Raw genomic sequence first — 13,576 nt, 5'->3', positions numbered from 1 at the left:
TTTGAGCATAAAAAGGGCAAGCGATTAAACACTTAATCTGCTTGCCCTTTTTGTTTAACGCGTCGATTAGGGCTGCTCGACCTAAAAAGCCGTGCCGTTAAGAACTATGTTGTTAAAAACAGTGCCTTTAAAATCGGTCATTAAAATGCGTAGCTTGCGCTGAGTTCAAACGAGCGACCTGCACCGGCAATCTGGTTAAAGCCATTGGTATTATCGGCCTTAAATTCAGCCACACTCACGCCGCCCAGTGGCAGCTCATAGTAGCTGTCGAACAGATTATTCACGGCGAAGGTAACAGTCAGATCCTGCCACTTCATACTGCTGTTCAAATTGAGCAAGGAGTAGCTGTCGGTTTCATTTTCAAGGCGGCGGTCATCCACGCGATCTTTGGTCGCAACCCATTGCCATGAAAGACTGTTTTCCCACTGACCTAACTGATGTTGCAGTGCCAGCTCTGTTTGCAACGGCTTGATTTGATATAAAGGTTCATCACCTTCATCTCGCTCGCCACGGGTTACATTCACTTTGCCTAACACTTGCCATTTACCTGTGCTGGTTTCGGCAAACTGATAGAGCGCATTAAAACGTGCGCCATAGAGATTGGCATCTAAGTTAGTGAATTGGAGAATATTGCGTTTACCATCAGGCGAACTGGTGCGATTGAAGCTACCAATGACTTCTGCATCGACATAGTCAGTTACAGCTGTGTACCAAGCTGTGGTCGAAACTTGCCAGCTATCATCGTTATATTTGTAGGCTGCGCTCAGGGTATGGGCTGTTTCTGGTTTAAGATCCGGATTACCCACATAACCATTACCATCACCATACCAACCTATCATAGTGGTCGCCATAGTGCCGCGGCCCCAGCTGTAACGTTCGTATAGATTCGGTGCACGATTCTTGCGGGCTAAACCAAACTCAAGTTGTTGATTGGTCGATAATTGATAGCGCGCCAGTAAGGTGGCATCGATCAGATTATCATCACGTTTTCTGTCCATTGCATTAAAGGCTTTTGCCGCTTCTGCGTCGACATTGGGCATGCCCATCATAGGCATGTTGCTATAGGCTTGGACTTCACCGGTATTGGTGGTGACATACTCAAAGCGAACACCCGCCGATAACCACCAGCTTTGACTTAAATCTTGCTGCCATTCGCCATAAACGGCGGCGCGTTTTCGCTGGCCATCGTTGATGTTGATGTAGTCATTGGGTGCCATCATAGTGCCAGGCACCGCAGGCCAAACATCGTCGAGCTGGTAGCTATAGTATTCTTGGCCGACCAGTAAGGTGCTGTCATCACCCATTGGCAAGCGCCAGTGTAGTTGATAGCTGTAGTCATCACCTTCAGTGTTCATTGGCATCTTGCCGGTTTTTTCTGGGGTGAAAAAGCCCATCTCGTGTTTCACGCCGTGCCAGTTTACTTGGGCACTGAATTCACCGTCATCGTCGAGTTTGAGTTGATAACGGGCGAGGGCACCGTAACTCTTGTTATCCGTCATATCCATGTATTGGTTAGCAAAACCTTGGAATGGAATATTTTGGTGGGTCAATTTGATGGCAACTTCTTGAGTCTCATCGCGCCATGCGGCGGTCAGTGCATGGTTTTGTGCGCGGTACAGGGTATCGATGACTTTATCGCCATTGCCATCTTTATAGCTGTTGGCATCTTCATAGGCGCCTTGATAGCTAAGACTGACATTTTTGCTTGCGACAGTGGCATTGGTGCCGAGTAATAAAGTGTCACTCACACTGCGGTATCCCGTTGAAATATCGCCACTATTCCATTTGATGGCCTCGCTTTCACCAAATTTAGGGTTAAGGCTGCTAACCTTGATCACACCCGCAATATTGTCGCCACCCGCGCTGACTGGCGATACACCCGCAATGACTTCGGCTGTGGTGATTTGATTGGCGGAGATATAGGACAGCGGTGGATTCATTTGGTTGGCGCAGGAAGCAGTAATGTCCGCACCATCAACCAGCACTTTGATGCGATCGCCCATCATGCCATTGAGGATAGGTAGGGCCGATACGCCGCCCGCTTCGGAGAAATCGACTCCTTGCCCTTTCAGTAGATTTTCAGCCGAGCCTAAGGCGTTACGGTTTTCGGTCTGTTGGCCATGTACCTCTAAGCGTTCAATATTGGCTAATTCGCTGTCGTCAGCCATGGCCTGTGGCGCTAGCGATAAGCCCATGGCGATTGCGAGGGATGAGGAAATTACTGAAGTTTTAAACGGGTGAGATAAATACGCAGAATTTGCAGCCATCTTATTGTCTTCCATTCACTTGGATTAATTGCGCTGCATTATAAAGAGCATCTCAGTGTGGCAGGTGCGGCATATTGTCGCAGAGGGTAACAAAGCGAGTTAAAACATCAGAATATGGCTTGAGCAGAAGACAAGTTTTCCACTTTTTAATCAGTTAGGCATGATTCGCTTAGATCTTTATTGGTGCCTCAATTGATAAAAGGTCCAATAGAACTCTGCGTTAGCGGTACTTTTGTGATTTAAGCTAACCCAAATGAGGCATTTTAATTTCTGGGATTTAAGCTAGCCAAAATACTTACTATACAAGCGCTGAGTTTCACCTTGGGAATCCATGGCGGCGAGTGCTTTGGCAAATTCAAAGACTTTAGAATCTGGTGTTAACACTGTGGGACTGTTATCTGGGCTGATGGGGATATCGGCGCGATAGTTGGGGTTGTGTCTACCGCGGTAGTGGCGGCTTTTTTTCGAGAAACCGAGGTACATTTCCTGCGGTAATTCGCTGTAGTGATAGTGGAGTTTAAACTGGCTTTGGTCACGATTTTTGAGGTAATAATGCAAAGTGGTTTGATCATAAATAAAAAAGTCACCTTGGTTTGAAAGTAAATAATCCAAGGCTTTAGGGACGGTTAGCTCAGGCGGTTTGCGTACCTTAATTTTGTCGGGTAAGCCGCCAAAGTCGTAACTGCCGGGGGCGATTAAGAGGGTCATCTCATTATGGGATAACTGTTCAATGGAGCGAATATCGGCGGCGCCAGCACGGCTAATGCCAATCGCACGTTGTGAAAGTCCATTGGGGATAAAATGCGCGTATTGAGCCCGCTCTTCGGTGAAATTAAGGCCGGGATAAAAATCGATATTGCCGAGTTTGAGATCCCGCAGAATACGTAATTTAGGTGCGCGCACCACATTGAGTTTGCAGCCAATCTTGTCCGCCGCCGCTTGGTAGAGTTCGTGATAAAATCCCGTGTTATTGGACTCGTCGCCGATAAAGGGTAAGCGTTCGCTGGTGCGATACCCCATGGTCATCACGCAGGAATCTGAACTGGAAAAAGCGTTGGCAAGCGGGGTTTGAAGCATTATCAGTAAAAACAGTGCACCGAGCCAAGATTGAGCGACTAACACGGATGTCAAATTGATCTCCTTATCTGTCGATTACAAAGTGTAACCAGAGTGCCAATAAAGGTTATGGCAAAATCCACTCACTAAACCTATTAATAAAATCTTATTGATTATTAAGCTAATATATTATTTTTGTTTGAATAATCTATCATACTTTCCTACTAGTCAAAGTCATTTTTTATGTTGGAGTGCACAAACTCTGTACATCTGATTTGATTGCGTTATAGTTTGCGCTGTTAGGATATGGGCTTAACTTTCATTAAGCAGTGAGGCAGAAAATGATTAAGCAAAAACCGCAAAATATGCCCTTAGAACACGAAAGTGGTCGAGGCACCATTACCGACAACGCACTCAAAGCGTTAGTGACGAGTCCCTTGTTTAGGACCCGCACCGAGAAAGCGAAAAAGGGCAAAGGGTCATATGACCGTAAAGCACAAAACCGAAAGGGGCATCAGCACAAGGGCGATGCCCCTTTTGACTTTCTAGGTCTGCGCTTTTGTTAATCTGCTTTTTACTGTTTTAGTTCGCTGCTTTAGTCTGCTGTGTTAGTGCCTCGTTAATCCTGCCAATTCATGCTCCTCCACCTGCCTTTACGCCAATCTTTACGCTTAAATCAGCCTTATTATTGATACTCCTTGTTGGAGGTTAATTGTACTTTCGCCCTGAGCGAGTATGGTGAAGGCTTAGAGGGTTTTAGCGAAGGAGATGCACATGGCACAGCAATATCGAGTTGAACACGACACTATGGGTGAGGTGAAAGTCCCCGCCGATTGTTATTGGGGCGCACAAACCGAGCGTTCGCTGCAGCACTTTCGTATTGGTGCTGAGGCATCTATGCCTGTCGAAGTGATCCACGCTTTTGGCTATTTAAAGAAAGCCGCCGCCATTACCAATCAACAACTTGGCACTTTGACTCAAGCTAAAGCTCAACTGATTGCCCAAGTGTGCGATGAGCTGATTGCAGGCGAACTCGATGCGCAATTTCCTTTAGTGATTTGGCAAACGGGTTCGGGCACGCAAACCAATATGAACGTCAATGAGGTGATTGCCTATCGCGGCCATGTGCTCTCAGGTGGGCAACTTATCGATGCGGTTAAATGCTTGCACCCCAATGACGATGTTAACCGCTCGCAATCCTCCAACGATACCTTTCCCACCGCCATGCACATTGCCGCTTATCGCCAAGCGGTTGAGCTCGTTTTGCCCTGCATGAGGTTATTGCAGCAGAGTTTACAGAAGAAGGTCGAGGAGTTTGCGCAAATCGTTAAAATCGGTCGCACGCATTTTATGGATGCAACACCGTTAACGTTAGGCCAAGAGTTTTCGGGTTACGCCGCGCAGTTAAGTTATGCCATCGAAGGCATTGAGCATAGTCTCAAGCGGGTGGCCGAGTTAGCCTTAGGTGCGACCGCCGTGGGCACTGGGCTGAATACACACAAGGATTACGCCGTTAAGGTGGCGGACAATATCGCAAAACTCACGGGTTTGCCCTTTGTGACGGCGTCGAATAAGTTTGCAGCCCTTGCTGCCCACGATGAATTAGTCGCCCTGTCGGCGGCCTATAAAGTGGCGGCGGTCAGTTTAATGAAGATCGCAAATGATATTAGGATGTTAGGTTCTGGCCCGCGCTGTGGTATTGGTGAGTTATTACTGCCTGAAAATGAACCGGGTTCGTCGATTATGCCGGGAAAAGTGAACCCGACTCAGGTCGAGGCTATGACTATGGTGTGCGCGCAAATCATGGGTAATGATGTCGCCGTTGGGATTGGCGGCAGCAATGGTCAGTTTGAGCTCAATGTATTTAAGCCTATGATTATCGCCAATGTGCTGCAATCGGGGCGCTTATTGGGGGATGCTTGCCAGTCGTTTAATGACCATTGCGTAGTCGGCATAGTGGCGAATGAGCCACAAATCGCGCTGCATGTGGAGAACTCACTCATGTTAGTGACAGCGCTGAATCAACATATCGGTTATGAAAAGGCCGCTAAGATAGCCAAAAAAGCCCATAGCGAGCATAAGACTCTGCGCCAAGCGGCATTAGAACTTGAGTTTGTCACGGCAGAAGAATTCGAGCTTTGGGTCGATGCCAATAAGATGTTGGGACCCGATGCTTAATGCTTAATTCAAAACGTCTCATCCTAGCTGCTGATAAATCAGCGAAATTGAGGCTGGCAATGAATCAATATCGTGGGCCAAGACAGTGTGAAGAAACAGTGGAGTAAAGATGCTGAAGCATTCGCAGTGTTAATGCTTACGAAATGATAAAAAACAAAAAGCGAACCAGAGGTTCGCTTTTTGAGTCATAAGCTGTTCTGTATCAGAACAGCTTAGTCTTGGGTGTCAGCATCTACCACTTCTGCCCACAGATCGTGTTCATCTGAATGGGTGATGCGGGCACGAACTAACATACCGGGTTCCAGCTCAGTTTCACCATTGATAAACACCATGCCGTCGATTTCTGGTGCATCGGCGAAGCTGCGGCCAATGGCGCCTTCTTCGTCGACATCGTCAATCAGAATATCTAAAGTACGGCCAACGAAACGGGCCAAACGCTCGGCGCTGATCTCGGCTTGGAGTTCCATAAATCTGTGGTATCTGTCTTCTTTCACTTCTTCGCTGATAAGCTCGGCGATAGTGTTGGCGACAGCGCCATCGACTTCAGAATACTTAAAGCAACCTACGCGGTCGAGACGAGCTTCTTTCAAGAAATCGAGCAGGATTTGGAAATCCTCTTCGGTTTCACCTGGGAAGCCGACGATGAAGGTTGAGCGGATCACCAGATCTGGGCAGATTTCACGCCAGCGTTGAATCGCTTCTAACTGACGGTCAACACGGCCTGGACGCTTCATCATCTTGAGGATGCGCGGGCTAGCATGCTGCATTGGAATATCCAAATACGGCAGGATTAAACCTTCCGCCATTAGCGGGATTAAATCGTCAACCCATGGGTATGGATAGATATAATGCAGACGCACCCAAGCGCCCATTTTACCCAGTTGGCGCGCTAGGCTAGTAATGTCTTGTTTGACTGGCATACCGTTCCAAAAATCGGTACGACCGCCTTTGTCTTTGCCGTAGGCCGAGGTGTCTTGGCTCACAACTAAAATTTCTTGCACGCCTGATTCCACTAAACGCTTAGCTTCATCTAAGATGCTGCCCGCTGGGCGGCTGTCGAGATCGCCACGTAGCGAAGGAATAATGCAGAAAGTACAACGGTTGTCGCAACCTTCTGAAATCTTTAAATAAGCGTAATGCTTAGGCGTTAACTTAACCCCAGTTTGTGGGATTAACGAGGTGAAAGGGTTGTGCTCTGGCTTAGGCACGTACTTGTGAACATGCTTCAACACGGCTTCGTAGCTGTGTGGGCCAGTGATTTCTAACACATCTGGGTGCACTTCGCGGATTTGGTTTTCTTTAGCGCCAAGGCAGCCAGTGACGATCACTTTGCCGTTTTCTTCTAAGGCTTCACGCACAGCATCCAGAGACTCTTCCACCGCAGCATCGATAAAGCCGCAGGTATTGACGATAACTAAGTCGGCATTGTCGTAGCTGTTAGTGACTTCGTAGCCGTCGATGCGTAACTGAGTCAGAATACGCTCTGAATCCACGAGGTTTTTTGGGCAGCCCAAAGACACGAAACCGATGCGATTCCCAGTGGTAACAGTATTAGTGCTTGCTGCTTCTAATGTTTTTACTGGGATATCAAGCGTGGTCGTTTGCTTGGGTTTAAAAGTTTCAACTGTCATGGTTTCTCGCTGAGGTATAAGCCGCCTTAAAAAAGTTGGCGGATTATACCTGAAGTGATTAAAAGGTACAGTAGCTTTGGCTGAAAAGTGTACAACTGGGGCGCTGAATATGCCAGTTAACCCTAAGGCCTATTTTTGGTGTGGATATAGGAAGATAGGCCAAAGATCCAAGGTCTAACTCATCTGGATAAAAAGCGCTAAACATTTTTCAGAAAAATTAACCCTTTTTAAAATTGGCCGCGTTTATAGGGACAAGAGACAATTTCTTGATGCTGTTACATATTGGCACAAGTATTGGCACTTTTTACTGATAGCCTAAGCGCTAAATAAGCGACACAGTCGTTTTAGCCGTCTCGTTTTGAATATGCGTTCTATTTGAAGTGGTTTAGGTATAAGCACATTATTTTTGGAGTAAGTTATGAAAAATTCTCTTTTAGCGGTATTGGTGGCGGGTGGTCTTTTTTCTAGCGCGTTTATGGCGCCAGCGGTACTCGCCGCTGAGGTCGATTTCCCGCATATTGAAACCATGGGTGTGAGTCAAATCCAAGTCGAGCCCGATATGGCGGATGTGAATGTGGAAGTGGCCGTGACCGAAAAAACCGCTAAAGCCGCCAAAGATAATTCCGATGCCGCCGTGGCTAAGTTTATCGCCCGTCTCACCGCAGCGGGTGTGACTAAAGATCAGATCCAGAGCGCGAATTTAAATCTTCAACCGCAATACGTCTATGTGCAGGATAAAGCGCCAGAGCTGACGGGTTATACTGCCAGTCGCCAAATTACCGTGACGGTAACAGACTTAAGCCGCTTGAATGCTATTTTAGATTCTGCCTTAGAAGAGGGCATGAATCGGGTCAATAACATCGCCCTTAAGTCGAGCAAAGAAGCTGAATACGTCGCCAAAGCACGTCAAGCCGCGATTGTGGATGCCAAACAAAAAGCCGAATCTTTGGCTAAAGGCTTTGGTGAAAATCTCGGTAAGATTTGGCAGATCCGTTATTACGATCAACGCCCTGTGCAACCTGTCATGTTGCGTATGAGCGCTAAAGCCGATGCCATGGGCGCCGCCGAGAGTTATCAATATGGTCAAGTGAGCATAGAAGATAGAGTTGAAGTGATTTATAAACTGAAGTAAATCAGTCAGAGGCATATGGGATGGATGAAGCTCCTATTGGAATTCATCCATTTTATTTTCTATGCCGTTTACAATCGTTTTATATTTTTGGAAATAGCATTCTTCACTCTATATGTGATGGATTTTATTAGGATGATGAACAGTAAAAACTGGCAAATTTAAGTATTTATCCTCACACTAGTAAGGTTAATGTTTAGGAGGCCGTTTATGGATTTTCCCGCTCGAATAAAGCAACAAACTTGCATGGATTGCTTAAGTGGTAAGTCATTAGGATTTGAAATTCGAATGGCATTTCAACCTATTATCCATTGGCCTAGTCGTGAGATTAGCGGTTATGAAGCTCTGGTCAGAGGCCCTGATGGTGAAGGGGCTGCGTGGGTGTTTGAGCGAATTAATGAAAATAATAAATACTATTTTGATCAGGCTTGCCGTGTTAAATCGATAGAAACCGCTTCAAAGCTGGGACTCGATAAGATGCTCAGTATCAACTTTTTACCTAATGCCGTATATAATCCTGAGACCTGTATCCGCGCGACGATTGAAGCCGCCGACATGTATGGGTTTGATATTCACAACATCATGTTCGAAGTGACTGAGGGCGAGCAAATTGTTGATCGGGCAAAATTAGTCCGTATCTTCGAGAGCTATGCTAAGCGTGGTTTTATCACGGCAATCGATGATTTTGGCAGTGGTTTTGCTGATTTAAGCTGGCTCGAAGCCCTGCGCCCTCAAGTATTAAAACTTGATATGACCTTGATCCGTGATATCGATCTCGATAGAGAAAAGCAGTTAGCCGTGGATGAAATACTGCGTATTTGTTTAGAGCTGAATACAAGAGTTTTGGCCGAAGGCATTGAGACTGAAGCCGAACTTAATTATCTCGCTGGAATAGGGATTGAGTATTTTCAGGGTTATTATTTTGCCAAACCACAACTCGAATATTTAAGTTCCTATGAAGAGCTGAGCTTTCACGCCCTAAAGTAAATGGTTAGGTGGATTGATATCGTTGCACGATTAGAGTGATAACACGTGCAGAGACTCGATGGATAATTCTTTGTTTCTGATATCGGCTAACTGATCTATCATGCGCCACCTAAAATTGCCCTTGTTACCTATTCGCTACTATGTCTTCCAACGCGCTCTATACCGATTTATCCGGTTATTACGATTTAATGTGTTCCGATATCAACTACCAGCAACAGAGCGCGAGTATCCATCGTCTGCATCAGTTCCTCGGCAATAATGGTAAGCAACATCTTGATTTAGCCTGTGGCACTGGTCCACATGTGCGGCATTTTATCGACCTTGGTTATCAGTGCAGTGGCCTTGATATTAATCAGCCTATGCTAGACATGGCCATGCGTCGTTGTCCTGAAGCTCAGTTTAACCTCCAAGACATGACGGCTTTTTATTTAGAAGAGCGCGTCGATTTGATTACCTGTTTTTTATATTCCATCCATTACAGTGCTTGCATCGAACGCCTTAAAAGCTGTATTGCCAGTGTGCATAGCGCACTTAATGATGGTGGGCTGTTTTGTTTTAATACTGTCGATAAGCACAGAATCGATAACACAAGTTCAGTTAAGCATTTTGCTGAGTTTGATGGTAGCCATTTCGCCTTCGAATCCGGCTGGCATTACAGTGGGCAAGGTGAGAAACAGTCATTAAAGTTGAGTATTGCCAAAAGCAGTCAGCCGTTTGCTGAGGTCTCGCCTTTACCTGTCTCTGATATGAAAGGCTTAGGCTCGCTGGAAGCTGGGTTACACGCCGCAGGTTTGCAAGAAGTGGGCTTACAAGAAGTCCACAGTATTGAGCAATGGCAAGATCAACATGCTATGGTCGCTACCAGCTTCACTGAGCTGCAGGAATTGTTAGCGCCCTATTTTGAAGTGCATGTTTTCGAACACGATTATGAAAGAATTGTCCCGTGGGATTTAGCATCAGGTAATGCGCTGTTTGTTTGTGTGAAGATTTGACCTTCTGTTGAAGTTTGATAACAGAAGGTCTGCTCATAATGTCAGTGTGACTTGTTAAATCTCGCTTCTCTGTCAGTCTGTTTTTATTTAAAGCCAAATTAAAGTTGTAGGCTTCACTCTTAATTTTCCATCAAGAGTCGACCAAAAGGGGAAAGTACCAATTCCCCTTTTGGATATTCCTTGCCAAATAACGTCAATGCTTAATAATCAGTTCGTCATCCATGACTCTTGTTCATAACGCTGCCGCACAGTACTCCCGTTAAAGCTTGCTTTAATAAACTTGTTTTAATAAGTAAGTCGCACAATATAAATGATAATAGAATTAATTAAATGTAATAATTTTGTATGTTTATTTTGTTACCTATGAAATAGTTACAATTTCACAGGCAATAAATACATTAAGACAAAATTAGCACGGCTTTAGTGTAAGTATGAAAAAAGTTTCATGTGTTTTATAAAAATAGTTAACTCGAATTTAAAATATTAAAATAAATCTATGGTGTTGATAAGTATGATTATTATTTTCATTGTGTATTGATCTAAGTGTGGTTTTGCGAGGTTGGCATTATTTTTGTAATGTCCTTAGTGTATTTAAATAATTAACTAGGAGTACTTTATGAAAAATCCCATTCTTACTTTAGCTGCCATTATTTCTTTAGCCTCTTTTAGTGCATATTCTCATGCAGATAACATGAGCAACAGTGATGCCGCAGAAAACGGAATCTATGTCGGCGCTAACTACGGTTATTTAAAAGTCGATGGCGATGATGATTTTGATGATAATAGTGATGTAATGCAGGGCCTTGTTGGTTATAAGTTTAATAAATACCTTGCTCTTGAAGGTAGTTACATTAACTTTGGTGATTATGGTAATGGTTTAGCCAATGCCGAAACCGATGGTTATACGGCAGCCCTGAAAGTCATGCTTCCCATTGCAGACCGAGTTGAGCTATATGCTAAAGGTGGTCAGTTATGGTATTCGACAGATTATGACGTCGTCGGTTTTTCTGGCAATGACGATGGTGAAGGTGTATTCGCCGGCGCTGGTGTGGCATTTAAAGTCACAGATCGATTTTTAATTAATGCTGAGTACACTTGGTATGATGCAGATATTAATGTCGATAGCGTCGCCAATGGCGGAAAAACAGATACAGACTTTAATCAAGCCAGTATCGGTGTTGAATATCGCTTCTAATTATTCGTTGTTGATATTTATAATTTAAATATTAATTATTTAGGTGTGACACGCTCAGTGTCACACCTTTTTTATATTACTAATAAGCCCCTCCGAGTTTTTATTTTTTAAATCAAAGTCAAAATCAACGTCGTAGGGCTTCACCCCCACACCCGACCAAGAGGGAAAAATCGCCTATTCCCCTTTTGGAAATCCCCCGGCGTCCCTAGCGAAGTTACATGCATTAGTTAGTGGCTTCGTGCTTATTCGAAAATCGCTAACGCTTCCGATTGATCCGCTTTACATCCATGTAAAGCCCCAGTTCGGCAGTCCCTGCCTCTCGCTCATAAGCGCGAAAATCACCGATTTTCATTCGCCCCTTCCCCCCGAAAGCTACGCAGACGTCCTGTCTGCGTCACGCTATTTTCTTCAACGCCCTTCAGCAACTTCGCAGGGGATGGTGGACTTCTGTTGCTGAGGTGTTGACTGTAATCCTAAGAGTGGTGTGTATGTCATATATTTTTAAATATTAATAACTTAAAGTATCTCCGATATAGTATATTAGCTTGCATGTTCCATTATTCCCCCGAGTTTTATCAAGTAAAGAGTGGTTGAATACAGTCATAACCAACACTCTCATACCAACAAGAGAGGGTTATTTAAGGATGAATTCTTATGCAAGTGCTGGATGATATATGGGCTTCAATTAAAGGAAACACCAAAACACGTAGCAAAGACCCTGTCATTGGTGCATTTATAGTGGCATGGTGTATCTGCAACTGGGATAAGCTGGCTAAGCTATTTTTTGGAAGCCAAAAAATTGATGAAAGAATTAAAACAATGTCGGAAAGCATGGTGTATTCAAAAGTACTCTCTGATGCTGATCTCATAGGTATTCCCCTTTTAATTACCTTATTTTATTTGTTCTTACTTCCTTGGATATCACTATGGGTGAAGAAAAAGCAGGATAAAGCCACTTTGTCTCAGCATTCACACGCTGTGGGACTAGATATCTTGCGAGCTCAAAAGCAAAGAGAACTAAATAAAGAAAATCTTAGAGCTAATCCAGAAAAGAAATTCCTTGAGCAAGAGGTTGAAATAGAAATTCAGGAGAAGCTTGAAAAGGCTGAACGCCGCAACATGATTAAAGAGTATATAGACCAAAAAGCTAAAGCCGCTCGTTTAGATGCTGAAAGTAAATTAGCTAATATGGAGAAAGAGCGGGTAGAACTTGAAAGTAAACAACGTAAAGAGGAAGTTGAAAAGCTGCGGTTTAATTCTCAAGCTGCCATACATAAGGCAACTCTGGCATCTACCCGCTTTCCAGTTGTTTATCAATTGATGGATATGCTAAATCAAAGTCTTAAAGAGGACGAGCTCTTAATAAGTCTTGATGGCCTTTCAGCTTCGATCGCAGCTCTATTTGGATATGAAGATGCCAGAGAGATGATGAATGAAAGTAACTTTAGTCAAGATGGACTGCAGAAGGTCAAATATTTATTCCATGATGCTAACTTTTTAGCCAAAGCGTTGGATGCCATTGCTGTCGATGAAAATAAGAACGAGGAAGATTTCTCTAGTTCCCTATTTGATCACGTCGTAGGTGTCATGGAGCTCTTCAATAGCCAACTAATGCTCTCGTCTGCTGAAGATATAGCTCAAACAGTAAGCGAGCGAGTTAGTGAAAATAGCTACGATATCCTTTCATCTGACGGGCTTTCGGGAGCAATGGCAGAAACAGATACAATTTTTGATGAAATCTACCTTGAGTTGAGTGATTACGACTGGGAACCAGGTAACGGTTTAGTGGTTAAACTTAGGGGCACTGCTAGTGGTGAACATCGTAGAGAAACTGACATTCGAGGGCAAGATTTGGATGTAGAAGTGACAGTATTATGTAAGCTAATAGTTGGAGAGTTTGGGCTGGCAGAGTATGAAATTACCGAGATTAGTGGTTGTCCCCACGACTATGGCTTTGATGAGATAGATTAATATCAAGGTAGTAGTATAGAGGTTCTCTGGCCAACGATGGAACATGTATATCTTTTTTAGTAAATCACAGACAACACTAAAACGACAGGAGTTCACCATCCCCTCGGAGTTGCCGCAGGGCATTTGCGTTCGTTGCGTGAGCGAGGCATGGATGCCGAGATAGCGTCAGT

Annotated in this window: 10 protein-coding genes; 7 read left to right on the top strand and 3 right to left on the bottom strand. The window is 44.5% G+C overall.

What is annotated here, in order from left to right; translation table 11 throughout:
• Positions 1 to 140: 140 nt before the first annotated feature.
• Together L5L91_RS16525 and L5L91_RS16520 are read right to left on the bottom strand one after the other, a co-directional pair.
• The gene (locus L5L91_RS16525) at positions 141 to 2,267 is read right to left on the bottom strand and encodes a TonB-dependent receptor (RefSeq protein ID WP_263142141.1); all 2,127 of its coding nucleotides are present in this window, start codon (positions 2,265 to 2,267) and stop codon (positions 141 to 143) included.
• Between the two features lie 282 nt (positions 2,268 to 2,549).
• The gene (locus L5L91_RS16520; RefSeq protein ID WP_317630180.1) at positions 2,550 to 3,398 is read right to left on the bottom strand and encodes a substrate-binding periplasmic protein; all 849 of its coding nucleotides are present in this window, start codon (positions 3,396 to 3,398) and stop codon (positions 2,550 to 2,552) included.
• Positions 3,399 to 3,664: 266 nt separating this feature from the next.
• Here L5L91_RS16520 and L5L91_RS16515 point away from each other — a divergent pair, with 266 nt between their 5' ends.
• Together L5L91_RS16515 and fumC are read left to right on the top strand one after the other, a co-directional pair.
• A complete protein-coding gene (locus tag L5L91_RS16515; RefSeq protein ID WP_263237153.1) occupies positions 3,665 to 3,889 on the top strand; it encodes a ribosome alternative rescue factor ArfA in 225 nt (74 codons plus the stop codon).
• 208 nt (positions 3,890 to 4,097) lie between these two features.
• Positions 4,098 to 5,501: a class II fumarate hydratase gene (gene fumC / locus L5L91_RS16510; protein ID WP_263237152.1), complete on the top strand. Its 1,404-nt coding sequence runs from the start codon at positions 4,098 to 4,100 to the stop codon at positions 5,499 to 5,501.
• A gap of 212 nt (positions 5,502 to 5,713) precedes the next feature.
• On the opposite strand, the gene rimO is transcribed toward fumC, so the two are convergent.
• Complete coding sequence (rimO, locus tag L5L91_RS16505; protein WP_263142136.1) at positions 5,714 to 7,132, bottom strand: 30S ribosomal protein S12 methylthiotransferase RimO; 1,419 nt, start codon at positions 7,130 to 7,132, stop codon at positions 5,714 to 5,716.
• A gap of 418 nt (positions 7,133 to 7,550) precedes the next feature.
• On the opposite strand from rimO, the gene L5L91_RS16500 reads away from it, so the two are divergent.
• From L5L91_RS16500 to L5L91_RS16480, 5 genes are all read left to right on the top strand, one after another.
• Entirely contained in the window at positions 7,551 to 8,264 is a 714-nt protein-coding gene (locus tag L5L91_RS16500; RefSeq protein WP_006083233.1) for an oxidative stress defense protein, read from the top strand.
• Positions 8,265 to 8,471: 207 nt separating this feature from the next.
• Positions 8,472 to 9,248 carry an EAL domain-containing protein gene (locus tag L5L91_RS16495; protein WP_263186505.1) on the top strand — a complete coding sequence of 259 codons (777 nt, stop codon included), beginning with the start codon at positions 8,472 to 8,474 and terminating at the stop codon, positions 9,246 to 9,248.
• Between the two features lie 140 nt (positions 9,249 to 9,388).
• The gene (locus tag L5L91_RS16490) at positions 9,389 to 10,240 is read left to right on the top strand and encodes a class I SAM-dependent DNA methyltransferase (protein WP_105251307.1); all 852 of its coding nucleotides are present in this window, start codon (positions 9,389 to 9,391) and stop codon (positions 10,238 to 10,240) included.
• 616 nt (positions 10,241 to 10,856) lie between these two features.
• On the top strand, positions 10,857 to 11,435 hold the full coding sequence (locus L5L91_RS16485) for a porin family protein (RefSeq protein ID WP_105251308.1): 579 nt from the start codon (positions 10,857 to 10,859) through the stop codon (positions 11,433 to 11,435).
• Between the two features lie 654 nt (positions 11,436 to 12,089).
• Entirely contained in the window at positions 12,090 to 13,406 is a 1,317-nt protein-coding gene (locus tag L5L91_RS16480; protein ID WP_263237150.1) for a hypothetical protein, read from the top strand.
• The last annotated feature ends 170 nt before the right edge of the window (positions 13,407 to 13,576 follow it).

This window comes from Shewanella sp. SM55 (genome assembly GCF_025654025.1).
Classification (GTDB): domain Bacteria; phylum Pseudomonadota; class Gammaproteobacteria; order Enterobacterales; family Shewanellaceae; genus Shewanella; species Shewanella oncorhynchi.
This window is presented reverse-complemented; position numbering and strand designations above follow the sequence as displayed.

Excerpts from the sequence above, each read along its gene's own strand:
- L5L91_RS16525 (WP_263142141.1), bottom strand. The coding sequence starts at position 2,267 with ATGGCTGCAAATTCTGCGTATTTATCTCACCCGTTTAAAACTTCAGTA.
- L5L91_RS16515 (WP_263237153.1), top strand. The coding sequence starts at position 3,665 with ATGATTAAGCAAAAACCGCAAAATATGCCCTTAGAACACGAAAGTGGT.
- fumC (WP_263237152.1), top strand. The coding sequence starts at position 4,098 with ATGGCACAGCAATATCGAGTTGAACACGACACTATGGGTGAGGTGAAA.
- rimO (WP_263142136.1), bottom strand. The coding sequence starts at position 7,132 with ATGACAGTTGAAACTTTTAAACCCAAGCAAACGACCACGCTTGATATC.
- L5L91_RS16500 (WP_006083233.1), top strand. The coding sequence starts at position 7,551 with ATGAAAAATTCTCTTTTAGCGGTATTGGTGGCGGGTGGTCTTTTTTCT.
- L5L91_RS16495 (WP_263186505.1), top strand. The coding sequence starts at position 8,472 with ATGGATTTTCCCGCTCGAATAAAGCAACAAACTTGCATGGATTGCTTA.
- L5L91_RS16490 (WP_105251307.1), top strand. The coding sequence starts at position 9,389 with ATGTCTTCCAACGCGCTCTATACCGATTTATCCGGTTATTACGATTTA.
- L5L91_RS16485 (WP_105251308.1), top strand. The coding sequence starts at position 10,857 with ATGAAAAATCCCATTCTTACTTTAGCTGCCATTATTTCTTTAGCCTCT.
- L5L91_RS16480 (WP_263237150.1), top strand. The coding sequence starts at position 12,090 with ATGCAAGTGCTGGATGATATATGGGCTTCAATTAAAGGAAACACCAAA.